We start from the raw sequence: 22,673 nt of genomic DNA, 5'->3' as shown, positions 1-22,673 counted from the left end.
ACACATGCATGAATTGATGACCGGTATCGTCGCCCTGCTGACGGTGCAGAATGTTCTCCTGCTCGTCTTCGGCGTGACGATCGGCATGGTGGTCGGCGTCATCCCGGGCGTCGGCCCCTCGGCGGGCCTGGCGATTCTGTTACCGGTGACCTTCGGGCTCGACCCCACAGGCGCCATCGTGATGCTGGCCGCCGTCTACTACGGCGCGATGTATGGCGGGACGATCACGTCGGTGCTGATCAATACGCCTGGCGAATCAGCCACAGTGGCAAGCACATTCGACGGGTATCCACTCGCCAAACAGGGTCGGGCCGGGCCCGCGCTGGTGATGGCTGCAGTCGCGTCGTTCGTCGCAGGCATCATCGGAGCCTGCCTTCTGACCTTCGCCGCCCCGGCGATGGCGTCGTTCGCCAAGACATTCGGGCCGCCGGAGTACTTCCTCGTCGTCATGGCCGGCCTGTTGACGGTCATCGTGATCCTGCGCGGAAACAAGCTTCTCGGCGCCCTGTCGGCATTGATCGGATTCGCCATCGGCACCGTCGGTGTCGATATCGGCGGTGGCGAGCAGCGCTACACCTTCGGCACGGTGGAGCTGATCAACGGCGTCGACTTCATCCCCGTCGCGATCGGCCTGTTTGCGATCGGCGAAGTACTGCACACACTATGGCGGGGCGGGCATCTCGAGAAGCTGAAGTTCTTCGGGGTCTCGGCGCGCAGCCGCGGATTCTGGCCCAATCGCAATGACTTCCGCGAGTCCGTGGGACCGTCGCTGCGAGGTTCGTTCCTCGGGTTCGGCGTCGGCACCACGCCCGGCGCCGGCGCGACGGTCGCCTCGCTGATGTCCTACAACGTCGAGAAGTCGATCTCCCGCACGCCGTGGAAATTCGGCAAGGGTGCGATGCCCGGTCTGGTCGGGCCGGAGGCCGCGAACAACGCCGCGTCGTCGGGCGCGATGATCCCGCTGCTCACCCTCGGCATCCCCGGTGGTGGGGCCACCGCTGTCCTGCTGGGCGGATTCCTCATGTGGGGATTGCAGCCCGGACCGCTGCTGATGGAGCAAAACCCGGAGTTCGCATGGGGCCTCATCGCGAGCATGTTCCTTGGCAACGTGATGTTGTTGGGCGTCAACGTCTTCTGCATCCCGGCCTTCGCCAGCATCGCTCGTGTCCCGTTCCGGGTTCTCGGCCCGATCATCATCGTGCTGTGTGTCCTTGGCACCTTCGCTGTCAACAAGAGTTTCGTCGATGTCCAGATCATGCTGGTGTGCGGTGTTCTCGGGTTCTTCATGCGCCAATACGGGCTCTCTCCCGCGGCACTCGTCATCGCCCTGGTGCTCGGACCGATGGCCGAGGAGACGCTGCGACAAACCATGCTGATCTCCGGCGGAAGCCTCGGCGTGTTCGTCGAGCGTGGCACCTCGGTGGGCATCCTGGTGTTCATCGTGTTCCTGCTCACCATCCCCCTGGTCGCGAATCCCTTGCGGAACGCGACTGCGCATGCACTGCAGTCACTTTCGGCACGCAGGCGCACTGACGGCGACCGTGACCCGGAACACGTCGCATGAACCTCGGTTCGCTGGCGCTGACGGCCACAGCGGCAATGGTCGGTGCCACGATTGCGACGCTTTTGCATCTGCCGGCCGCGCCGCTGCTCGGCGCGATGGTGGGTGTCGCACTGGTGAACATCTTCACGTCGTCGGCGTTCGAAATCGGGTCAGCCGGCAAGTGGATCGTGTTCGCGTGCCTCGGCTGGCTGCTTGGCGTTGGAGTGAACACCGAGACGCTGAAGCAGTTGAAGGCCGCCGCGGTGCCGATCGTCGTGACGGTCGTGGCGTTCCTGGTGTTCGGGCTGGTGGCAGCGTGGCTGCTGTGGAAGTTCACCTCGTTCGACTCGTTGACCGCGCTGCTGGCCACCGCGCCGGGCGGCATCGCCCAGATGGGTGCGCTGTCCGCAGGCGCAGGAGCCAATGTCCCGATCGTGCTGACCATCCACGTTCTCCGCATCACCTCGGTGATCGTGCTGATGACGGTGGGCCTGAAAATGATGGGAGGGCGTGCGTGAGCGCACAACGACCGTTGTCCGGCATGCGGGTCGTGGATCTGAGCCGCGCGCTGGCCGGGCCCTACGCGACCATGATGATGGCTGACGCCGGCGCCGAAGTGATCAAGGTCGAACCGCCGGCCGGCGACGACAGCCGGGGTTGGCTGCCCTACGTCGACCGCAACGGGCACCGCGAGTCGGCGTACTACATGAGCGCCAATCGCAACAAGCGCTCCGTCGTGCTCGACCTCAAGTCCGCCGACGGCGCTGACCGCCTGCGATGGCTCGCCGGCCAGTCCGACGTGCTCGTCGAGAATTACCGTCCCGGCGTACTCGACCGCCTCGGACTCGGACTCGACGATCTGCGAGCCGCCAACCCCAGATTGGTTACCTTGTCCATCACCGGCTTCGGCCGGGGCGGGCCGGACGGAAAACGCCCAGGGTTCGATCAGATTGTGCAGGCCGAAGGTGGACTGATGACGCTCACCGGCCACCCCGGCGGCTCGCCACAGCGTGTCGGCATTCCCATTGCCGATATCCTCGCGGGCATGTTCGGTGCATTCGGCGTGATGACCGCCCTGCAGGCACGTGAACGCACCGGCCGCGGTCAGCACGTCGAAACCTCGCTTCTCGCAGCAGTTGTCGGCGTACATGTCTTTCACGGTGTTGGCTGGCTCGCCGCGGGCGTCGAGCCGGTGTTGACCGGCAACCGGCATCCTTCGATCGCGCCGTACGGGGTGTTCAGCTGCGCGGATGCCGATATCGCGATCGCGGTGGCATCGAATTCGCTGTGGCGGAAGTTCGCGCCGATCATGGGACTGGACCCCGACCGGCCCGATATCGCCACCAACACCCAGCGAGTGGCACATGCCGAGGCACTGCAGAAGGAGATCGACGCGCTGCTCGCCGACCGCCCGGCCGGGGAGGTTCTTGCTGCCCTGGATGGCGCCGGTGTCCCCGCGGGCAGGATCCGCACCATCCCCGAGGTCTACGATTGGGAACAGGTTCGCGAATCGATGGTGCTGACTTTGCCGCATCCCACACTGGGTGACCTCAACGTCCCCGGTTCACCGCTGCGCCTGTCCGAGCACACCGAACCGCGCCGCGAGGCGCCGCCCGCGCTGGGAGTGGATCAGGACGACGTGTTCGCCGACTATGTGCGCGCCGAGGGCGGCCGATGACCGACCGCGTCGCTGTCGTCGGCGGTGGCATCGTCGGTGTCGCCATTGCGCGCGAGATCCTGACCCGCAGGCCCGACGCGCAGGTGACGCTGTTCGAGAAGGAAGACCGTCTCGCCGCGCACCAGACCGGACGTAACAGCGGGGTCGTCCATGCGGGCCTGTACTACCAGCCCGGTTCGAACAAGGCTGTGCTCTGCCGCCGCGGCGTTGGCCTTCTCGAGGAGTTCTGTGCGCAGCGCGGAATCCGGCGCGTCGAGTGCGGCAAGGTGCTGGTTGCGCTGGACGACACCGAACGTGCACGGCTCGGCGACATCGAAGAGCGTGCACTGGCCAACGGAGTCCCCGGTGTCCGCACGATCGGACCCGAAGAGTTGCGTGAGATCGAACCGCACGTGCGCGGTGTTGCCGCGCTGCACTCACCCACGACGTCGATCGTCGATTTCGCAGAGGTCACCAAGGCGCTTGCCGCCGATGCCGTCACTGCTGGGGCGAAAGTGCTTCTCGGGCAAGAGGTCATCGGCCTGCGGTCCACGGGCGCCGAGGTCCTCGTCACCGCGCGCACGGCAGGCGGATCCTATCAGGAGGCCTTCGATCAGGTCGTCGCGTGCGGCGGCCTGCAGAGCGACCGGCTCGCCGAACTCGCCGGGGACGGACCGGAACCCGTCATCATGCCGTTCCGCGGCGAGTACTACGCGTTGAAGCCGGCGCGACGCGGTCTGGTCAACGGCCTGGTATATCCGGTGCCCGACCCGCGGTACCCCTTCCTCGGAGTCCACATCACCCCGCGCGTCGACGGCGAAGTGCTCGTCGGCCCCAACGCGGTACTGGCATTGGCCCGCGAGGGCTACACCTGGCGGACCGCCTCGGTGCGCGACGTGGCCGAAATCGCTCGCACACCGGCGTTCTGGCGATTCGCCCGTCAGCACTGGCGCACCGGGATTCGCGAGATGTACGGCTCGCTCAGCAAGCGGCGGTTCGTCGCGGCGGCCCGTGCCTATGTCCCCGAAATCGGGGACGACGACGTGGTGCCGGGCACCGCCGGAATCCGCGCGCAGGCTCTCGAAGCCGACGGCGCGTTGGTCGACGACTTTCGGATCAGCATCCGCGACCGCATCGTGCTCCTGCGCAATGCGCCGTCACCGGCCGCGACGTCGGCACTCGCGATCGCCGAACATATCGTCTCCATGATCGCCGATGACGGGAGTGTGGGTGAATAGAGTTCTTTCCAAGGGGCTTTGGGGTGTTCTGGCGACACCCTTCGACGATGGCCTCGCCGTTGATATCGCATCACTGCGCTGCGAGGTCGAATCGTTTGCCGCCGACGGATGCGGTGGTTTGGTAGTGCTCGGCGTCTTCGGTGAGGCCGCGGCACTGACTGCCGATGAGGCCGACGAAGTGGCCAACGCCGTCGCTTCCGAAACCGATCTGCCGTACGTGCTTGGACTGTCCGAACGGGATCCCGATGCCACGGTGCTGCAGGCGCGACGACTGATCGCCGCAGCGCCGCGCCCACCGGTAGCTCTGATGGCACAGATCGCCGACGGGGATCCGGCGGTGGCCGCCTCGGCACTTCGCAGGCTGTACGACTCGACGGGCATCGGCATCCTGTTGCAGGACTATCCGGTCGTTTCGGGTATCGCCGTCAGCGATGAGCAAGTGGTGAGCATCGTGGAGTCATGCCCCTTCGTGGTCGGCGTGAAATCTGAGTCACCACCTACGTCCGTGGCGATCGCACACTTGGCGCCCAGGCTGAACGTTCCGGTGTTCGGCGGACTCGGAGGTGTCGGTCTTCTCGACGAACTGACCGCCGGTTCGGCCGGTGCGATGACCGGATTCAGCCATCCCGCGGCGCTGGCCGCGGTGCTGGCCGCGCACCGCGACGGCGGCTTTCACGCCGCCCGCGACGTGTGGGCGCCGTGGCTGCCCCTGGCCAACTTCGAAGGACAGTTGCGGGTGGGTCTGGCGATTCGCAAAGAGGTGCTTCGACGCCGTGGGGTCATTACCTCAAGTCGGGTGCGAAGACCGGCGCGCTCGCTGCCCGCGACGATGGTGCCGCTTCTCGACCAGCATCTTGCCGCGCTGCCCGCGCTTGACCACGTACACCACTGAAGGAGCGCCACAATGGATCTCGGAATTTCTGGACGCACGGCCCTGGTGCTCGGCGCGAGTGGCGGCCTGGGTAGTGCGATCGCGGCGCGGCTGGCCGATGAAGGCGCCCATGTCGCGGTGGCGGGACGGTCGGCCGATGCGCTGGCTGCGACCGCGACCCGGGTGGAGGCCGCGGGCGTGCAGGCATTGCCACTCGAATGGGACCTCGGCGATCTGGATCGCATGGAGTCCGTCGTGACGGAAATCGAAAGGACGCTGGGGCCGGTCGACATCCTGGTGAACAACACCGGCGGCCCACCGCCGACGACCGTCACCGGCCAGGAGGCCGTTGTTTGGCGGACAAGTTTCGATCAGATGATCCTGTCGGTGATCATGCTGACCGACCGCGTCCTGCCCGGGATGCGCGAGCGGCGGTGGGGTCGCATCCTGACGTCGACCTCGTCGGGCGCGCTCGCTCCCATCCCCAATCTCGGCCTGTCGAACACCCTTCGGGCGAGCCTGCACGCGTGGTCGAAGACGCTCGCCGAGGAAGTGGGATGTGACGGCGTGACGTCCAACGTGATTGTGCCGGGGCGGATCGAGACCGACCGGACACGATTCCTCGACGAGCGTAGGGCGGAAAGGGAAGGTCGCACGGCCGACGAGGTGATGCGAGACAGTGCGGCGACGATGGCGCTGGGACGGTATGGCCGTCCCGAAGAGTACGCCGACATGGCGGCATTCCTGTGCAGCGAAAGGGCCTCGTACGTCACCGGATCCGTGGTCCGCGTCGACGGCGGCCTGATCCGGGGGGTCGCCTGATGCGCCTGCGCACCGTCAAGCTGGGTGACGAACCGATCGCGTGCGTCGCTCTGGCCGACGGCCGCCTCGCCAGGATCGACCGGCTGCTACCCGGCGGGCCTTCGGACCTGTTGTCTCTCATGGCGGCTGAGCAGCTGGACGCTCTGGCCGTGGCGATGGCCACCGGAGTCGACGACGACGGTTGTGTGGACCCGGGTGTGCCAGTGCTGGCCCCGTGGACGCGACCGCGAAAGATCCTGGGCATCGGGCTCAACTACGGAGCGCACGCCGGCGACCTCGGTGAGCAGACGCCGCGTACGTCGCCCGCGTCGTTCATCAAGGGCGACCACACCATCGTCGGCCCTGGCGAACCGATCGTCGTACCGCGGGGCATCGGAAAGGTGACCGCGGAGGCCGAGTTGGGTCTGGTGATCGGCCGCACCTGCTACCAGGTCGGCGTCGATGAGGCGATGTCGTTCGTGGCGGGGGTGGTACCGATTCTCGACCAGACGGCTGAGACGGTGCTGATGGAGAATCCGCGCTACCTGACGCGGGTGAAGAACTATCCCACCTTCTTCTCCTTCGGGCCCGATCTGATCACGCTCGACGAGGTGCTGGCCCATGGGCCACTGGCGGACCTTCGGGTCGCGACCGTGCACAACGGCGCCGTCCACCGCAAGGACACCGTCTCGGGTATGACGTTCTCGCCCGCCGAGCTGCTCAGCTTCCACAGCCAGGTGATGCCGTTCTATCCAGGTGACATCCTTTCGACCGGAACGCCGGGCGCCGTCGCCATCGAGCCGGGCGACGTTGTGCGATGTGAGCTGGGCGACGAGCTCGCATCGCTGACCAACCCGGTGCGTTAGCGCTTCGCGCCTACGGCCGGGTAGCCCGGTAGTACGTGAGCCGTCCGACGCCGCGTTGACGATGCGTTGCGACCTGAGTGCACTCGAAGCCGATGCTGCGAAACAGCATCGGAATGGCGTCACCGAGGTTGCCCGCCGCATGGTCGCTGCGCATCAGCCGCCGGGCGAAAAGTCCGTCCTCCGCGGTCATGTCGCCGCCGACGTCGACGAGATGCAGGCTGCCGCCGGGCCGGAGGACGCGAAGAATCTCGCTCGCCGCCGCGGTCTTGGTCTCACCGCCCAGGTGGTGCCACATCATCGACGACAGCACACGGTCGAACGCGTGGTCTTCGAACGGCAACTTCTGGACATAGCCGCGCACGAACCCGATGCCGTCTCCGACGGTGGCCTTTTTTTCGGCCCGGGTCAGCGCACGCGGATCGGGATCGACGCCCACGACGCTGGCGGCTGGATGTGCCCGGTGCACTCGCGTGGTGAGGTTACCGGTACCGCAACCGATTTCGAGGACAGACATCCCTTCTGCGATGTCGGCCTGATCGATGAGGCTGTCGTAAACCGTGGGCATGCCCAGCAAGCGGGTGAGCAAGTCGTAGAACGGAAGAAACGCGTCCCGGCCTGCGGCCGGCAGGTAGTCGTGGCCGTGCCCATCGTGGTGCTTAGTAGAATTCGGATGATCTTTGGTCATATCTCCATGGTGAGGCACTTGTTCTCAAGCGACTCGGGTGATAATCGGCAAGACTAGGACTATCTTCTGTCTTTGTGGCGCTCGCGTCCCGATTGATCCGACTCCGCAGCGGCATCCCGATGTACCGGTATCCGACCGATCCCGGCACGCCTCCGGTACAGGTGGTGCACGCCGCACGCGACGACGTGCTCGACCGCGGACGACACATCCACGACTTCCCCGCAATCTGGTACGACCAGGCAAGAGCGACCGTGTACGTCGTCGCGGCGCGAGAAGTCGTCGATCCGCGTCATGTCGGCCGATCTGCGGGCGGGGTGGGCGTGATCTTCGACCCCGCCGCACTGGGTGTGGACGGGGAATCTGCGTGGCCGGCATGGCGAAGCCATCCCCTGCTGTTTCCGTTCGTGCACGGAGAGTCCGGCGGACTTCTGGAACTGCGGCTGCCCGCCGCGCACCGGCCTGTATGGGACGCCGCGATCGAAGCGATCGACAGGGAGCTGGCTTCGCGGCTGGAGGGATATCGCCAGGCGGCGCTGGCCCACCTGACTCTGCTTCTCATCGACCTCGCCCGGCTCGCCACCGATGTCGTGAGCGACCTTCGGCACAGCGGGGAACCGGTGCTGGCCGACGTGTTCGCCGTGATCGAACGTCGCCATGCTGACTCGCTGTCACTGCGGGACGTGGCCCGTGAGGTCGGCATGACGCCCGGTCACCTCACGACCATCGTGCGCCGCCGGACGGGTCGCACCGTGGGTGACTGGATCATCGACCGCCGAATGACCGAAAGTCGTCGGCTGCTCGCCGACACCGACCTGCCAATTCAGGAAGTGGCCAGGCGGGTTGGGATCGCCGACGCCGGGTACTTCAGCAGGCTGTTTCGCCGCACCCACGGGACCACGCCCCGGTCCTGGCGGGGCCGGCCGTAGGCGATAACGCCATCGACTCCAAGGCGTCGGTCGTAGTGTGAGGTTATGGCCATTATCGAAGCGGATGCAGCGCCCCAGACCCAGTCCGAGCGGTCCTTCGAAAAAGACGTAGCAGACACCCAGCAGTACTTCGACAGCCCGCGGTTCGACGGGATCATTCGTCTGTACTCAGCGCGCCAGGTAGTCGAGCAGCGCGGGACGATCCCGACCGATTACACCGTCGCGCGCGAGGCGGCCGCGGCGTTTCATCCGCGCCTGCGCGAGCTGTTCGCCCAGAAGAAGAGCATCACCACCTTCGGCCCCTACTCGCCTGGCCAAGCCGTGGTCATGAAGCGCATGGGCATCGAGGGGATCTACCTCGGCGGCTGGGCGACCTCGGCGAAGGGCTCGATCAGCGAGGATCCCGGGCCCGACCTGGCCAGCTATCCGCTGAGCCAGGTGCCCGACGAGGCCGCCGGACTGGTGCGCGCCCTGCTGACCGCGGACCGCAATCAGCAGTACCTGCGGCTGCGCATGACCCCCGAACAACGCGAGGCGACCCCGGCCTACGACTACCGCCCGTTCATCATCGCCGACGCCGACACCGGCCACGGCGGTGATCCCCACGTGCGTAACCTCATTCGCCGTTTTGTCGAGTCGGGTGTGCCCGGCTACCACATCGAGGATCAGCGCCCTGGCACGAAGAAGTGCGGCCACCAAGGTGGCAAGGTACTGGTGCCGTCCGACGAACAGATCAAGCGCCTCAACACCGCCCGCTTTCAGCTCGACATCATGCGCGTGCCCGGCATAATCGTTGCCCGCACGGACGCCGAAGCCGCCAACCTGCTGGACAGCCGAGCCGACGAGCGCGATCAGCCCTTCCTGCTCGGTGTCACCAACCTCAAGATCCCGTCCTACAAGTCCTGCTTCCTCGCCATGATGCGCCAGTTCCACGATGCTGGAGTCACAGACCTCAAGGGGCATCTGCTCTACGCGCTACCCGACGGTGAGTACGCCGCCGCCGACGCGTGGCTGCAACGCCACGGCATCCAGAGCGTGATTGCCGACGCCGCCAAGGCGTGGCAGGACGGCGCGGACGATTCGGTCGACGCGATGTTCGACGAGGTCGAGTCCAAGTTCGTCGACGCCTGGCAGGTCGACGCCGGACTGCAGACCTATGGCGAGGCCGTCGGTGATCTGCTCGACTTCCGCGAGCGGGAGGGCGAGCCGGCCGACACGAGCGCCGCGGACTGGCGCCAATTCGCCGCCAAGGCATCGCTGTACTCCGCACGGGAAAAGGCCAAGGCGTTGGGCGCCGACGTCGCATGGGACTGCGAGCGGGCGAAAACACCGGAAGGCTATTACCAGATCCGTGGCGGTATCCCCTATGCGATCGCCAAGTCGCTGGCCGCCGCACCGTTCGCCGACATCCTCTGGATGGAAACCAAGACCGCCGATCTCGCCGACGCGAAGCAGTTCGCCGACGCGATCCACGCCGAGTTCCCCGAGAAGATGATGGCCTACAACCTGTCACCGTCGTTCAACTGGGACACCACCGGCATGACCGACGACGAGATGCGCGCGTTCCCGGAGGAACTCGGCAAGATGGGATTCGTCTTCAACTTCATCACCTACGGCGGCCACCAGGTCGACGGAGTCGCCTGCGAGGAGTTCGCCACGTCGCTGCGACAAGAGGGCATGTTGGCGCTCGCCCGCCTACAACGCAAGATGCGACTGGTCGAATCTCCCTATCGCACACCGCAAACCCTGGTCGGTGGCCCACGCAGCGATGCCGCGCTCGCCGCTTCATCCGGGCGGACGGCCACCACGAAGTCCATGGGCGAGGGCAGCACACAGCATCAGCACCTCGTGCAGACCGAGGTGCCGAAGAAGCTGCTGGAGGAATGGCTGGCGCTGTGGAGCGACCACTATCAGATCGGCGAGAAGCTGCGGGTGCAGCTGCGGCCGCGGCGCGCCGGGTCCGACGTGTTGGATCTCGGCATCTACGGCGACGGTGAGGATCCGGTCGCCAACGTGGTCGTCGACCCGATCAAGGACCGGCACGGCCGCAACATCCTCACGGTGCGCGACCAGAACACGTTCTCCGAGAAGATGCGTAAGAAGCGGTTGATGGACGTCATCCACCTATGGCTGATCCACCGCTTCAAGCCGGAGATCGTGTACTACGTGACGCCGACCGAGGACAACATCTATCAGACCGAGAAGATGAAGTCCCACGGCATCTTCAGCAACGTGTACCAGGAGGTCGGCGAGATCATCGTCGCCGACGTGAACCAGCCGCGCATCGATGAACTGCTTGCGTCCGATCGCGAGGCGCTCAAGCGGTTGATCGCCAAGGAGGACTGATCGGACCGCGCCGCCGAATCATGGATGGCACCAACGACATCAAAGTCCTCAGAACACCCGACAAACGATTCGACAACCTGCCCGGCTACCCGTTTGCGCCCAACTACGTCGAGGTGGAGGCCCGCGGGATCCCTGCCGTGCGGATGCACTACGTCGATGCCGGACCCGCCGGCGGCCCCGTCGTCGTCCTCTTGCACGGACAGCCGACCTGGTCGTTCATGTACCGCAATGTCGTTCGGGTACTTGCGGACTCAGGCATGCGAGTCATCGCGCCCGACCACATCGGATACGGTCGTTCAGACAAGCTCACCGATGCGACGGCCTACACCTTTCGCAGGCACATCGACTGGGTCCGGGGTCTGGTCAGCGGACTCGACCTGCGCGAGGTGACGCTGGTGGTTCAGGACTGGGGCGGCCCGATCGGGTTGAGCGTGTTGGCCCGCGAGGCCGACCGGTTCGCCAGGGTCGTCGCAACGAACACGATCCTGCACACCTGCGACCCGGCGTTGGCGGGCCGACTCACGTGGGCGCACCACGGTGTCGACGACGACCGGGTGATGCTGCAGGAAACCTTGCTCGACTATGTCGCGCTATATCAGCGTGCACCGGAACTCAATCCGAGCATGTTCCTCGATGCGGTGGCCGGTCCGCTCGACGCCGATGTCCTCGCCGCCTATGACGCACCCTTCCCGGACTCGCGCTACCAGGCCGGTCTGCGCCAGATGACCGCGCTCATCCCGCTGACGCGCAACGATCCGGGGGCGGCGATCGGCCGGGAGACCATGGCGGCGCTTGCACAGTGGGAACGCCCCTTCCTCACCGCTTACTCCGACGCCGATCCTCCGACCCGTGGCTGGGACAAGGTATTCCAGGAATATGTTCCCGGCGCCCAGAATCAGGAGCACACCACCATTGCCGGGGCGGGGCACTTCATCGCCGAACAAAAGGGCGAGGAGCTGGCGGCCGTCATCGCCCAATTCGTCAGCCGCTCAAATTAACTCGGCGCTGGCAGCCGCAACACCAGGCGTGCGCCCCCCATCGGACTGGCCTCCATCGCCGCCGTACCGCCGTGCAAATCCGCCTGTTGGGCAACCAGGGCCAATCCGAGCCCCGAACCGGACCTTGCTGCGGTCGATCCACGGGAGAACCGCGCGAAGATGGAGGCCCGCTCATCCTCCGGCACGCCGGCGCCGTTGTCGTCGACGATGATTTCCACCCCTTCGCCGGAACTGTCTGCGCTGAGCTGGATTTCGGTTGCACCGCCGTGCTTGACCGCGTTGGTGATGGCATTGTCGATGACCAGTCGCAGACCGGCAGGCAGACCCACCATCATCACCGTCGTCGAGGATGCCAGCGACACGCGTACTTCGGGGTAATTGCGTACCGCGTCATGCGCTGCACGATCCAGCAGCTCGGTGATATCGACAGGGACGAAGTCGTCGATGGTTGTCAGTTGGCCCTGCGCGAGGCGTTCCAGCGCGGTGAGGGTCGCTTCGACCCGGGACTGCGTCCGCATGACGTCGGCGATGACCTCCTCACGTTGATCGTCACGCATCTCGAGGGTGGACAGCACTTCGAGGTTGGTGCGCATGGCCGTCAGCGGCGTGCGCAATTCATGGGAGGCCACAGCCGCGAAATCACGGGCCGACTCGAGCGCCGCCTTCGTGCGCTGTTGTTCGTCGCCGATGCGGGCAAGCATTCCCTCGACCGCCTCGGCGATCTCCACGGCTTCCTGCACACCGCGTACCTTCACCTCGTCGGGGTTGGACTGTGCGTTGATCGCCCTGGCCTGCTGTGCGAGCAGCCGGAATGGATTGATCATGATCGACCACATCACCGAGCCGACCAGGACGGTACCGATGATCACGCCGCCACAGATCAACAGCACCCGTCGGTGCAGCTCGTTGATGCGGCGCTGGGTTTCGGCCAACGGCGCACCCACCGCGATCATCGCCTCACCGGCGGCGAAGGTGCGGACCCGGTACTCGACGCCCTCGATCGTGGTGTTTGCGTAGCCGATGTCGAATTTCGGCAGCACCACTTCGCTCGGAATCGAGACCGTCGCGTCGCCGATGCGGGCGGTGCGCACCAGATTCCCGTCAGGCGCCTGGGGTTGGTCGGTACCCGTCTGTTGCGCGGCGCGCAGCAGGGTGCTGATGTCGCCGAGACTGCTCACCGAATCAAGTCGCCGGTCCAGCTGACTGTACTGGTCGTTTGTCACCCCGAACCACACCCACGCGCCGAGCGTGATCACCAGCACAACGACCGAGAGCGCGGCGACGATGACGATGATGCGCAGCGACAGCGACCGCGCCAGCAGTTCGTATAGGCGCTCGCCGAGGCCCCTCATCGAAGGCCATCGTGGCGAGCGCTAGCCAGTGTCATAAGCGCACAGGCAACTGGGCTGCGATGAGCGGTGCGATCTTGTCCGCCATGTACTTGTGCCCGGCGTCGGTCGGATGCACGCCGTCGGCGCCGATCAACTCGGGCCGTTTCACAAACCAGTGTTCGGCGATGGGGTCGACGAACTTCGCCCCCGCCACGCCCGCCTGATATTGCAGTGCATCGCGGATCCGCACGATGGCCGCGGGAGGATCGGCGGTCGGCCATGGCGGCCCGATCACCAGGAATGTCGCCGACGGTGCGATACGGCGGGCCAATTGAAAGGTGCCATAGGCCAGAATCGACAACTGCGCGGGGTCGACGTTCTGGTCGTTGCGCGAGCCGAAGAACACCACCAGCACGTCGTCAGGCATGACCGTGCGGGCAGTCAAATCCTCGAACAGGCTGCCCCTGTTGCCTCGTGTGCCGTAGCCCGCTCCGCCCTCGGCGCCAACGTCCGCCGTGATGGGTACGCGATGTGTTCCGAGCTCGCCCCAGGCGCGCGCTGTCCAGCCATTCGAGCCAAGACCGCCGAGGTCGGTGCCCGTCGTGTAGGAATCGCCGATGACGGCCACCCGGTTCATGGAGGTATTCAGCGGCAGTATGTCGTTGCGGCTCACCCCCATTGGGTGCCCCGGGTCCATCCTGATGCCCGCGCTGACCAGGAGCGCAAGCGCAACCATGGCCGTGATCAAACGGCTCACCGGACCAGCCTATGACTCATCTGACCAAATTACGTTGACGACGCGCGAACTCACCCTGCACGTGCAGAAACCACAGATGTCGGTTCTCCGCGCTGGCCGTCGATCGTCTGCAGCTTCGCGGGGACGGTACCCGCGCGAGAATCACGGGGCGGGCTCATCATGCCGCGCATCCAGCGGCGCGCCGGCTCCTCGACGAGGTGGTACAGCAGCACCGCACCCACAAACGCGACCGCGATCAGCCCGACGAGTACTGCCTTGCCCGCAAGATCGGAGCCGAGGCGAAGCTCGAATTGCATGACCATCCAATTCCACGTCGTGTGGACCAACTCGTGAACCATGTACAGGCTGAACGAAATGTGCCCGAGATAGACCATCGGGCGAATCGACAGCATCGCAGGCAAGGTGCCGACGCCCATCGCCAGGGTCAACACCAGCGGCACGAACAGCACGTCGACCAGCCCGGCCGAGTCGTAGATCGTCGGTATCGGGTTCGCGTCCAGCCAGTACAGGATGCCGACGATGACAACGGCGATGAGAAGCGACGCGACACCCGCGACCATGCGGGCGCGCTCGCTCGGCTGCAGCTTACGGACTGCGGCACAGACCAGGGCCCCCGCGGTGAACTGCATGACGATCCGGGGCAACCAACTCCACGGCGTGTAGAACAGGCCGGTCGCCATCAGCAGCAGCACCGGCGGAAGCGACGCGGCGACGGCCAGGTAGATCAACCCGCGCGCCCTGGTCGCCCGAGCGATCCGGAAGATGACCAGCACCAGCGCCCCGAACAGGATGTAGGCCAGCCATTCGGCGCTGATCGACCACGCGGGTCCATCCCAGCTGGTGCCGTCGAAGTACGGCGCGAACCACAGCTGTACGAGCAAGAATTGCCGGACGTAGTTGGTGGCCGTCAGCGTGTTGGCGGCTTCCGAAGGGACGTGGCCGACATTGAGCGTGAAGATGATCCACAGCGCAGCAAGATGCATCGTCACCAGATACACCGGCCACACGCGGGATAGCCGCAACCACAGGAAGTGCAGCATGGATCGCCATGCCCAGGACTCCCCCATGCGGTCGAGATAGTTCCACGTCAACACGAACCCGCTGAGGATGAAGAACAGGTCGACACCCTGGGCGCCGCAGTCGAGCACCGGGGCGAGCGCCGATCTGAAACCGGGGGCTGCCTGCTCGAGCAAGGGCCGGAAGTGAAAGAGCACGACCCACACTGCGGCGACGATGCGCAGTCCGGATAAGGCCTTGATCTCGCCGGTGCGCACAACACTCTCTTCGTGTGGGAATCGGTCGGTTTCGCTCGTCGGCCGGGCGGTGCGCCTCCCCGCGACCACGCTCCAGCAGTTCAGCAGGCTACCAGCGGTGCCACCCCAGCGACATACTCAGACACGCTGTCAATTCGCTGTGCAATGACGAAAAATGTTGCCAACCAGGCGCTCTGGACGAATCAGAAAAGTGAACCGTCGGGCCATCGGCGCGACACGCCCCAACACGCCGGTGATCAAGTCTTGACTGAATCCAGAAAAGGGGCATGATGGGTTGCGTGTCATCGATGTCGGATTTCTCGGCGCAGCTGCGGCTGGCAGACCTCCGGGTGACCCGACCCCGCCTCGCGGTGCTCGAGGCGGTTTGTGCGCATCCGCACGCCGACACCGAATCGATCTTCTCCGCCGTCCGGGTCGATCTGCCCGAGGTGTCTCGCCAGGCGGTGTACGACGTGCTCGCGGCCCTGACGGCCGCGGGCCTGATCCGGCGGCTCCAACCCTCTGGTTCGGTGGCTCGCTACGAGTCGCGCGTCGGTGACAACCACCATCACGTCGTGTGCCGCTCCTGCGGGGTCATCGCCGATGTCGACTGCGCCGTCGGCGATACGCCGTGCCTGGTCCCCTCGGATCCGGACGGCGCGCTGGACGGCTTCGTCCTCGATGAGGCCGAAGTCATCTACTGGGGCCTGTGCCCGGACTGCGCCGCATCACAAGTTTCGCGATCACAACCGTGATCACAGCCCGTTTCATCAACCCCTGGAAGGAATGTTGTGTCAACTGATACATCAGACGCGAAGCCGCCATCACCGGAGAAGCCCACAGCGAGCAGCGGTAGTGAGAGCGAAAACCCGGTAATCGACACGCCCAAGCCGAAGGCGCACGCTCCCCGGACCAACCAGGACTGGTGGCCCGACCAGGTCGACGTATCGAAGCTGCACGCGCGCGGCTCGTTCTCCAACCCGTATGGCGATGATTTCAACTACGCCGAGGAGTTCGCCAAGCTCGACCCCGAGGCCCTCAAAGCCGATGTCATGTCGGTGATCACCACCTCGCAGGACTGGTGGCCGGCCGACTACGGCAGCTACGCCGGTCTGTTCATCCGCATGAGCTGGCATGCCGCGGGCACCTACCGCATCTACGACGGTCGTGGTGGCGGTGGCGAGGGCATGCAGCGCTTCGCACCGTTGAACAGCTGGCCGGACAACGCCAACCTGGACAAGGCGCGTCGTCTGCTGTGGCCGGTCAAGCAGAAGTACGGCAACAAGATCTCCTGGGCCGACCTGCTGGTGTTCGCCGGCAACGTGGCGCTGGAGTCGGCCGGCTTCGAAACCTTCGGCTTCGGTTTCGGCCGCCCCGACGTGTGGGAGCCCGTAGAGATCCTCTTCGGCGAAGAAGACGAGTGGCTCGGAACCAACAAGCGCTACTCCGGTGAGCGTGACCTCGCCGAACCGTACGGTGCCACCACGATGGGCCTGATCTACGTCAATCCCGAAGGCCCCGAGGGCAAGCCGGATCCGATCGCCGCTGCGATCGACATCAAGGAGACATTCGGCCGGATGGCCATGAACGTCGAAGAGACGGCCGCACTGATCGTCGGTGGCCACACGCTGGGCAAGACCCACGGCGCCGGCCCCGACGAAGGCATGGGCCCCGAACCCGAGGGCGCGCCGATCGAGCAGCAGGGCCTCGGCTGGAAGTGCCCGTTCGGGTCGGGCAAAGCCGGCGACACGGTCACCAGCGGGCTCGAGGTGGTCTGGACCGACAAGCCCACGCAGTGGAGCAATCGTTTCCTCGAGATTCTCTACGGCCACGAGTGGGAGCTGACCAAGAGCCCGGCGGGCGCGTGGCAGTTCGAGGCCAAGGACGCCGAAGCGATCATCCCCGATCCGTTCGGTGGCCCGAACCGCAAGCCGACGATGTTGGTCACCGATATCTCGATGCGCCAGGACCCGGAGTTCGGCGCGATCACCCGCCGCTGGCTCGACCACCCGGAGGAGCTCAACGAGGCGTTCGCCAAGGCCTGGTACAAGCTGCTGCACCGCGATATGGGTCCGATCAGCCGCTACGTTGGCCCCTGGATCGCCGAGCCGCAGCTGTGGCAGGATCCGGTACCCGCGGTCGAGGGCGAACTGATCGACGAAGCCGACGCCAAGGCGCTGAAGGCGAAGGTGCTCGACTCCGGTTTGACTGTGCAGCAGTTGGTCAAGACCGCATGGTCGTCGGCAGCCAGCTTCCGCAGCACCGACAAGCGCGGTGGTGCGAACGGTGCGCGCATTCGCCTTGAGCCGCAGAAGAACTGGGAGGCCAACGAGCCGTCCGAGTTGGCCAAGGTTCTGCCGGTGCTGGAGAAGGTCCGGCAGGAGTTCAATGGCGCCGGGGGCAAGAACGTGTCGCTGGCCGACCTGATCGTGCTTGGGGGCTCGGCGGCGGTTGAGAAGGCGGCCAAGGACGCCGGCTTCGAGATCGACGTCCACTTCGCGCCCGGGCGCACCGACGCGACGCAGGAGGCCACCGATGTGGAGTCGTTTGCGGTGCTCGAGCCGCGGTGGGACGGGTTCCGCAACTTCGTACGTCCTGGCGAGAAGGCGCCGCTGGAGCAGCTGCTGATGGAGAAGTCCATCCTCCTTGGCGTGACGGCGCCGGAACTGACGGCGCTGGTCGGCGGGCTGAGGGCGCTCAATGTCAACCACGGCGGCAGCAAGCACGGTGTCTTCACCGACAAGCCGGGCTCGCTGACCAACGACTTCTTCGTCAACTTGCTCGACATGAGCACGCAGTGGAAGGCGTCGGAGACAGCGGAGAACGTCTACGAGGGCGTGGACCGCGCGTCGGGCCAGCCGAAGTGGACCGCAACCGCCAATGACCTGGTGTTCGGCTCGAACTCGCAGCTGCGGGCGCTCGCCGAGCACTACGCCCAGGACGACAACAAGCAGAAGTTCGTCGAGGACTTCGTCGCCGCCTGGGTGAAGATCATGAACAACGACCGGTTCGACCTCGCCTGATCGACACTGAAGACGTGCAACACCCCGCGGGCTCTGAAAGCTCGCGGGGTGTTGTGCATCCATTGCCTTTTCTGCTCTTGTCGATCCGCGGCGAGGACGAAGCGGCAGACGACGAGTATCAGGCGTTCATGCGCTTCGCCGGCCTGGATGCCACCGGCATGCGCCGCATCCGCCTCACTCACGAGTCGCTCGGGTCCATTGATCTCGGTGATTGGTCGGGCATCATCCTTGGCGGCGGACCGTACAACGTCAGCGACCCGCCGGAGTCGAAATCGACGACGCAACAACGTGTCGAGTCCGAGTTGTTCGCGTTGATCGGGCGCATGGTCGACGACGATTTCCCATTTCTCGGGTGCTGCTACGGCGTGGGCACGCTGGGCACCGTCATCGGGGCGTCCATCGACCGCTCGTATCCGGAACCGGTCGGCGGCATGTCGATCACGGTTACCGGCGCGGGTCGCGACGATCCGCTGTTCGCCGAGACACCAGACGTCTTCGATGCCTACGGAGGACACAAGGAGGCGGCGACGACGCTGCCGACGATTGCGGAATGTCTGGCCACCTCACCGCAATGCCCGGTCCAGGCCTTCCGGGTCGGCGAGAATGTCTATGCCACGCAGTTCCATCCCGAACTCGACCTCGACGGCATCGACGTCCGGCTCAACGCCTACAAGAACCACGGTTACTTTGCGCCCGAGTCGGCGGAGGAGTTGAAAATCGAAGCCCGGCAATGGAATGTCCGCTATCCGCACTCAATTCTGCGAAGGTTTGTCGAGCGATATTCGCGAGACACTTGACCTCAACAATGGTTGAGGTAGCACGGTGGGGTCATGGCTACTTTGACCAAGATCCGTGACGATCTCTTTCAGACCCGGATGGACTCGCCGTTCCCGGGGTTGACCACTCACGCCTACCTGTGGCGGCGACCGGCCGGCAATGTCCTGTTCTACAGTCCTGCCGGCGAGGCAGACTTCAACGCGATCGACACGCTCGGTGGGGTCAGCGCCCAGTATCTGTCGCACCTCGACGAGGCGGGCCCGAACCTGAACCGCATCGCCGACCGCTTCGGACGTCAGTTACACGCCCCCGCAGCCGAACTGGAGCAGATCACCGAGCACGGTCACGTCGACGTACCACTGGACGCGGTCAGGCACGTCGACGTCAACGATGTGGAAGTGCTTCCCACACCGGGTCATTCGCCTGGAAGCACGTGCTACCTCGTGACCGGCGCGGGCGGCGATCGCTACTTGTTCACCGGCGACACGATCTTCCCCGCCGGGGACGGCACCTGGTCGACATTCGTCGTACCAGGTCGAGGCGATGCCGCGGCAATGCGCGACAGCGTCAAGCTGCTGGGTACCGTCCAACCCGACATCGTGATCTCCAGCGCATTCGCCGGCGAAACGCCGATCGAAGCCGTCGATGCTGCGCGATGGTCGGAGCTCATCGAACAGGCACTGGCGAGCGTGAAGTCCTAGGTATTACTCAGCAGCACGCGCCGGGACCGCCACGCTCCTCCGCATACGTGTCGTTCCAACGCCACCACTCATACGGCGGACTCTGGGGATAGCCCTCCGGCGAGTCCTCCCAATTCTCCTGACGCCCAAGGGCCGTCATGTCGAGGAGGTTCCATGTGCCGACGAACACCTCGTCGCCACGGCCGCTGATCATGTAGGTGCGGAATACGCGGCCATTTTCATCTCGGATGAACGCATTGGTGCCGTGCCACAGGTCAACGCCGAAGTCCCTGTCGAAGTCGTCAGTGAGCGTGTACCACGGGTGCCGCCACCCCATCTTCGCCTTCATCCGGTCGAGTTCGGCCTGCGGCGCGCGCGAAACGTACACGAACGTGGTGTCACGGGCGTTGACATGAGCCAGGTTCGGTACGTGGTCGGCCATCAAAGAGCAGCCGACGCAGCCGTGTTCGGGCCAGCCGGGATGCCCGGGAACATCGTCGCCACCTGTTCCGGGTTCGATGAATGCGCGGTACACGATCAATTGACGACGCCCATCGAACAGATCAAGCAGGCTCAACTTGCCGTCGGGCCCGTCGAATGAATAGTCCTTTTCAACCGGCGTCCAAGGCATCCGGCGCCGCTGGGCGGCCAGGGCGTCGCGCGCACGCTGAACTTCCTTCTCCTCGGCGAGCATCTTCTGGAGCGCGGCGTCCCACTCCCCCGCTGACACCACCGGCGGCGTCTTCATCATTTCTGTCTCCCATCTCGTTGCGACGTCAAATCGTCGGAGTGACCAGCCTGCAGCCGAGGCCACTGGGCGATCGGGCGTCCGTCCTTTCGCATGGGTTGGCGATCGTCGCCGAGCGGGAATATCGGCCAGCCAACCGGTGATTCCTCCCAATCTTCCTGTCGCCCATAGATGGTCAGGTCCATGAGCGAGAGGCTGTAATCCATCGCCTCAACGCCCCGGTAATTCGTCCAGTAGGTCTCGAACACGCGCTCACCGTCGCGCAGGTAGCAGACGAGGTGCATGAGGCCTTTCTGACGTCCCACGAGCAAGGTATCGAGGGATTCTTGCGCTGAGTACCAGGGCATCTGCCAGCCCATGAAGTCTCGATAGCGGCGGCTCTCGTCAAGGGGGCCCTGGCAGAACACCGCGTAGGTGATATCACGCGAATGCAGATACGACAGTTCGTCGACGCTGGTTGTGCACCACGTGCAACCTTCGCACTGTTCAGCCGCGGAATGGCCTGTGTGCCACATGAAGTAGTACGCGATCAACTGCGTACGCCCCTCGAAGGTGTCGAGCAGTGTTACCGGCCCATTCGGACCGCGTAGCGGGGTCGACGCGTCCAGCTCCACCATCGGTAGCCGGCGTCTGGCCGCCGCGATCGCATCGCCTTCCCGGGTGTGTGCCTTCTCGCGGACTCGAAGCGCATCGATCTCGGCCTGCCACGTCGCCCGGTCGGCAATCGCAGGTATACCCGTCACGACTCCTCCAGCGCGGTCTTGAGGTTCGACAGCTTCCACGGCCAGCCACCCGAAATGAGTCCGCGCACCGTGCTTTCCGGCGGGAAGTCGTCGTGGACGACGGTCAACTTCACCTGCCCGTCGTCGACCGGTTCGATGTCGAAGGACACTTTCGACCGCTGTTCTGTCGCCGCTTCGGCGATGACGTCCGCGTCGAGGCCGAGCTCCGTGAGCTCGGGCACGAAGGTGTGGAAGGTGAAGGCGAGCCTGCGGTACGGATCGGATTCGAGGATCACCTGCTCCGGGTGCTCAATCTTCAGCCCGCGGTCTTCCCAGGCGTAGGTGGAGCCCTTCTGCCAATCCGAGGCCATCGCGTGGCCCATATAGCGGTTTGAGAACACGGGATCGGTGATGGCCTGCCACAGCCTTTCGGGCGTGGTCCGGATGTAGGTCGTGTAGACGAATTCGGTGCTGCTGCTCATTGGTTCGGCCTCCAGTGCGATTTTCAGATCGGCGAGTGTCTGCACCCGCGCACGGTCGTATTGATTGATCCAACGGTCGGCGATGGCATTGATCGGCTCGGCATTGAGGTAGTGCAGCTTTTCTCGCCCGCGCCACACCGTCGTGACCAGGTTGGCCGCCTCCAGCACAGCGAGGTGCTTGCTGACCGACTGCCGCGCCATCGACAGCTCCGCGCATAGGTCGCGCAGAGTCTGCCCGGTGCGTGCGTTGAGGCTGTCGAGCAGCAGACGCCGGCTGGGGTCGGCCAGCGCCTTGAATACCTCGTCTATCTCTGTCATATCCGTTTATGCAGCTACCTGGCTGCATTTCCACCATAGGCAGCCGCACGGCTGCATGTCAATGGTCAGGCGCGTTCGCGGCGTCCAAACTTGTCGGACCCTTCTGTTTTGATGGGGTTATGTCCTCGACCGCAGCGCCAGACTCGCCGGTGGTGCGTCCGGTGGATCGTCTGGAGGTGTTGTTCGGCGAGTTGGGTGAGTTGATGGGTCAGCGCAACGCCATCGATGGGCGCATCGTGGACATTGTGGCCGAGCTGGACCACGACAATTTGGTGGGCATCACCGGGGCCCGCTCGCTTGCGGCGTTGGTGGCGTGGAAGACCGGTAGCTCGGCCAGAAACGCCGCGAAGGTCGCCACCATCGCCCACCGGCTGCCGCAGTTCCCGCGCTGCGCGCAAGGGATGCGTGAAGGATGGCTATCGCTGGATCAGGTGGGCATCATCGCTGAGAAAGCCGGCGAGGGATCTGATGAGCATTACGCGGGCCTGGCCCGGTGCGCGACCGTCAGTCAGCTGGGCACCGCGTTGAAGGCCGAACCACCGCTAGAACCCGAACCCGATCCCTGGAGCAATACCGACCCCGACCCTGACTGCGCACCCCCACCTGAGCCCGAGCGGCCGCCCTCGATCACCAAAACCCACAGCGACGAGC

At 65.2% G+C, this 22,673-nt stretch carries 22 protein-coding genes; 15 read left to right on the top strand and 7 right to left on the bottom strand.

Annotated features, from left to right (window positions below):
* Positions 1 to 4: 4 nt before the first annotated feature.
* The 7 genes from CSQ99_RS22565 to CSQ99_RS22535 are packed head-to-tail and all read left to right on the top strand — an operon-like array spanning position 5 to position 6,976.
* Positions 5 to 1,564, top strand: coding sequence for a tripartite tricarboxylate transporter permease (locus CSQ99_RS22565; RefSeq protein WP_099041232.1), 1,560 nt, complete (start codon positions 5 to 7; stop codon positions 1,562 to 1,564).
* Positions 1,561 to 2,061 carry an AbrB family transcriptional regulator gene (locus tag CSQ99_RS22560; RefSeq protein ID WP_099041231.1) on the top strand — a complete coding sequence of 167 codons (501 nt, stop codon included), beginning with the start codon at positions 1,561 to 1,563 and terminating at the stop codon, positions 2,059 to 2,061. Before CSQ99_RS22565 ends, CSQ99_RS22560 begins: the two co-directional genes overlap by 4 nt.
* A gap of 23 nt (positions 2,062 to 2,084) precedes the next feature.
* Positions 2,085 to 3,221, top strand: coding sequence for a CaiB/BaiF CoA transferase family protein (locus tag CSQ99_RS22555; protein ID WP_099041230.1), 1,137 nt, complete (start codon positions 2,085 to 2,087; stop codon positions 3,219 to 3,221).
* Positions 3,218 to 4,438 carry an L-2-hydroxyglutarate oxidase gene (lhgO, locus tag CSQ99_RS22550; RefSeq protein WP_099041229.1) on the top strand — a complete coding sequence of 407 codons (1,221 nt, stop codon included), beginning with the start codon at positions 3,218 to 3,220 and terminating at the stop codon, positions 4,436 to 4,438. The genes CSQ99_RS22555 and lhgO overlap by 4 nt, the downstream gene beginning before the upstream one ends.
* Positions 4,431 to 5,330, top strand: a complete 900-nt coding sequence (locus CSQ99_RS22545; RefSeq protein ID WP_245909044.1) for a dihydrodipicolinate synthase family protein — start codon at positions 4,431 to 4,433, stop codon at positions 5,328 to 5,330. The genes lhgO and CSQ99_RS22545 overlap by 8 nt, the downstream gene beginning before the upstream one ends.
* A gap of 12 nt (positions 5,331 to 5,342) precedes the next feature.
* Complete coding sequence (locus tag CSQ99_RS22540; protein ID WP_099041227.1) at positions 5,343 to 6,131, top strand: SDR family oxidoreductase; 789 nt, start codon at positions 5,343 to 5,345, stop codon at positions 6,129 to 6,131.
* Positions 6,131 to 6,976, top strand: coding sequence for a fumarylacetoacetate hydrolase family protein (locus tag CSQ99_RS22535; protein ID WP_218014609.1), 846 nt, complete (start codon positions 6,131 to 6,133; stop codon positions 6,974 to 6,976). The genes CSQ99_RS22540 and CSQ99_RS22535 overlap by 1 nt, the downstream gene beginning before the upstream one ends.
* 10 nt (positions 6,977 to 6,986) lie before the next feature.
* Here CSQ99_RS22535 and CSQ99_RS22530 read toward each other — a convergent pair whose 3' ends face one another.
* Positions 6,987 to 7,661, bottom strand: coding sequence for a class I SAM-dependent methyltransferase (locus tag CSQ99_RS22530; protein WP_099041226.1), 675 nt, complete (start codon positions 7,659 to 7,661; stop codon positions 6,987 to 6,989).
* Between the two features lie 74 nt (positions 7,662 to 7,735).
* Between CSQ99_RS22530 and CSQ99_RS22525 the strand changes: the two genes are divergently transcribed.
* The 3 genes from CSQ99_RS22525 to CSQ99_RS22515 are packed head-to-tail and all read left to right on the top strand — an operon-like array spanning position 7,736 to position 11,931.
* Positions 7,736 to 8,587, top strand: a complete 852-nt coding sequence (locus CSQ99_RS22525) for a helix-turn-helix transcriptional regulator (protein ID WP_099041225.1) — start codon at positions 7,736 to 7,738, stop codon at positions 8,585 to 8,587.
* Between the two features lie 45 nt (positions 8,588 to 8,632).
* Positions 8,633 to 10,933 carry an isocitrate lyase ICL2 gene (gene aceA / locus CSQ99_RS22520; RefSeq protein WP_099041224.1) on the top strand — a complete coding sequence of 767 codons (2,301 nt, stop codon included), beginning with the start codon at positions 8,633 to 8,635 and terminating at the stop codon, positions 10,931 to 10,933.
* Between the two features lie 20 nt (positions 10,934 to 10,953).
* Positions 10,954 to 11,931 carry a haloalkane dehalogenase gene (locus tag CSQ99_RS22515; RefSeq protein ID WP_245909043.1) on the top strand — a complete coding sequence of 326 codons (978 nt, stop codon included), beginning with the start codon at positions 10,954 to 10,956 and terminating at the stop codon, positions 11,929 to 11,931.
* On the opposite strand, the gene CSQ99_RS22510 is transcribed toward CSQ99_RS22515, so the two are convergent.
* The 3 genes from CSQ99_RS22510 to CSQ99_RS22500 are packed head-to-tail and all read right to left on the bottom strand — an operon-like array spanning position 11,928 to position 15,293.
* A complete protein-coding gene (locus CSQ99_RS22510; RefSeq protein ID WP_099041223.1) occupies positions 11,928 to 13,283 on the bottom strand; it encodes a sensor histidine kinase in 1,356 nt (451 codons plus the stop codon). The two genes, CSQ99_RS22515 and CSQ99_RS22510, sit on opposite strands and share 4 nt — an antisense overlap.
* A 31-nt stretch (positions 13,284 to 13,314) precedes the next feature.
* On the bottom strand, positions 13,315 to 14,019 hold the full coding sequence (locus CSQ99_RS22505; protein WP_099041222.1) for an Rv0518 family GDSL lipase: 705 nt from the start codon (positions 14,017 to 14,019) through the stop codon (positions 13,315 to 13,317).
* Between the two features lie 50 nt (positions 14,020 to 14,069).
* Positions 14,070 to 15,293, bottom strand: a complete 1,224-nt coding sequence (locus tag CSQ99_RS22500; RefSeq protein WP_099041221.1) for an acyltransferase family protein — start codon at positions 15,291 to 15,293, stop codon at positions 14,070 to 14,072.
* A 287-nt stretch (positions 15,294 to 15,580) separates the two neighbouring features.
* Here CSQ99_RS22500 and CSQ99_RS22495 point away from each other — a divergent pair, with 287 nt between their 5' ends.
* From CSQ99_RS22495 to CSQ99_RS22480, 4 genes are read left to right on the top strand one after another with little or no spacing between them, the layout of a single operon-like run.
* Positions 15,581 to 16,027, top strand: a complete 447-nt coding sequence (locus CSQ99_RS22495) for a Fur family transcriptional regulator (RefSeq protein WP_425437852.1) — start codon at positions 15,581 to 15,583, stop codon at positions 16,025 to 16,027.
* A gap of 36 nt (positions 16,028 to 16,063) precedes the next feature.
* Positions 16,064 to 18,295 (top strand): catalase/peroxidase HPI, encoded by a 2,232-nt coding sequence (gene katG, locus CSQ99_RS22490; protein WP_099041220.1) that lies wholly within the window; start codon positions 16,064 to 16,066, stop codon positions 18,293 to 18,295.
* Between the two features lie 53 nt (positions 18,296 to 18,348).
* The gene (locus CSQ99_RS22485) at positions 18,349 to 19,092 is read left to right on the top strand and encodes a glutamine amidotransferase (RefSeq protein WP_176561161.1); all 744 of its coding nucleotides are present in this window, start codon (positions 18,349 to 18,351) and stop codon (positions 19,090 to 19,092) included.
* A gap of 33 nt (positions 19,093 to 19,125) precedes the next feature.
* Positions 19,126 to 19,773: an MBL fold metallo-hydrolase gene (locus tag CSQ99_RS22480; protein ID WP_099041218.1), complete on the top strand. Its 648-nt coding sequence runs from the start codon at positions 19,126 to 19,128 to the stop codon at positions 19,771 to 19,773.
* 7 nt (positions 19,774 to 19,780) lie between these two features.
* Here the strand turns inward: CSQ99_RS22480 and CSQ99_RS22475 are convergent, their stop codons facing one another.
* From CSQ99_RS22475 to CSQ99_RS22465, 3 genes are read right to left on the bottom strand one after another with little or no spacing between them, the layout of a single operon-like run.
* On the bottom strand, positions 19,781 to 20,500 hold the full coding sequence (locus CSQ99_RS22475; protein WP_099041267.1) for a DUF899 domain-containing protein: 720 nt from the start codon (positions 20,498 to 20,500) through the stop codon (positions 19,781 to 19,783).
* Positions 20,500 to 21,243, bottom strand: a complete 744-nt coding sequence (locus CSQ99_RS22470; RefSeq protein WP_099041217.1) for a DUF899 family protein — start codon at positions 21,241 to 21,243, stop codon at positions 20,500 to 20,502. Before CSQ99_RS22470 ends, CSQ99_RS22475 begins: the two co-directional genes overlap by 1 nt.
* The gene (locus CSQ99_RS22465) at positions 21,240 to 22,022 is read right to left on the bottom strand and encodes an ArsR/SmtB family transcription factor (protein WP_245909042.1); all 783 of its coding nucleotides are present in this window, start codon (positions 22,020 to 22,022) and stop codon (positions 21,240 to 21,242) included. Before CSQ99_RS22465 ends, CSQ99_RS22470 begins: the two co-directional genes overlap by 4 nt.
* A gap of 119 nt (positions 22,023 to 22,141) precedes the next feature.
* On the opposite strand from CSQ99_RS22465, the gene CSQ99_RS22460 reads away from it, so the two are divergent.
* Positions 22,142 to 22,673 (top strand): DUF222 domain-containing protein (locus tag CSQ99_RS22460; RefSeq protein WP_141562715.1); only part of this gene is annotated, 532 nt, incomplete at its 3' end.

This window comes from Mycobacterium neglectum, from assembly GCF_002591975.1.
In the GTDB taxonomy this organism is placed as follows: domain Bacteria; phylum Actinomycetota; class Actinomycetes; order Mycobacteriales; family Mycobacteriaceae; genus Mycobacterium; species Mycobacterium neglectum.
This window is presented reverse-complemented; position numbering and strand designations above follow the sequence as displayed.

What these genes read in the sequence shown, in the direction of transcription:
- CSQ99_RS22565 (WP_099041232.1), top strand. Translation starts at nt 5, where the DNA reads ATGCATGAATTGATGACCGGTATCGTCGCCCTGCTGACGGTGCAGAAT.
- CSQ99_RS22560 (WP_099041231.1), top strand. Translation starts at nt 1,561, where the DNA reads ATGAACCTCGGTTCGCTGGCGCTGACGGCCACAGCGGCAATGGTCGGT.
- CSQ99_RS22555 (WP_099041230.1), top strand. Translation starts at nt 2,085, where the DNA reads ATGCGGGTCGTGGATCTGAGCCGCGCGCTGGCCGGGCCCTACGCGACC.
- lhgO (WP_099041229.1), top strand. Translation starts at nt 3,218, where the DNA reads ATGACCGACCGCGTCGCTGTCGTCGGCGGTGGCATCGTCGGTGTCGCC.
- CSQ99_RS22540 (WP_099041227.1), top strand. Translation starts at nt 5,343, where the DNA reads ATGGATCTCGGAATTTCTGGACGCACGGCCCTGGTGCTCGGCGCGAGT.
- CSQ99_RS22535 (WP_218014609.1), top strand. Translation starts at nt 6,131, where the DNA reads ATGCGCCTGCGCACCGTCAAGCTGGGTGACGAACCGATCGCGTGCGTC.
- CSQ99_RS22530 (WP_099041226.1), bottom strand. Translation starts at nt 7,661, where the DNA reads ATGACCAAAGATCATCCGAATTCTACTAAGCACCACGATGGGCACGGC.
- aceA (WP_099041224.1), top strand. Translation starts at nt 8,633, where the DNA reads ATGGCCATTATCGAAGCGGATGCAGCGCCCCAGACCCAGTCCGAGCGG.
- CSQ99_RS22515 (WP_245909043.1), top strand. Translation starts at nt 10,954, where the DNA reads ATGGATGGCACCAACGACATCAAAGTCCTCAGAACACCCGACAAACGA.
- CSQ99_RS22510 (WP_099041223.1), bottom strand. Translation starts at nt 13,283, where the DNA reads ATGAGGGGCCTCGGCGAGCGCCTATACGAACTGCTGGCGCGGTCGCTG.
- CSQ99_RS22495 (WP_425437852.1), top strand. Translation starts at nt 15,581, where the DNA reads ATGTCGGATTTCTCGGCGCAGCTGCGGCTGGCAGACCTCCGGGTGACC.
- CSQ99_RS22480 (WP_099041218.1), top strand. Translation starts at nt 19,126, where the DNA reads ATGGCTACTTTGACCAAGATCCGTGACGATCTCTTTCAGACCCGGATG.
- CSQ99_RS22475 (WP_099041267.1), bottom strand. Translation starts at nt 20,500, where the DNA reads ATGAAGACGCCGCCGGTGGTGTCAGCGGGGGAGTGGGACGCCGCGCTC.
- CSQ99_RS22465 (WP_245909042.1), bottom strand. Translation starts at nt 22,022, where the DNA reads ATGACAGAGATAGACGAGGTATTCAAGGCGCTGGCCGACCCCAGCCGG.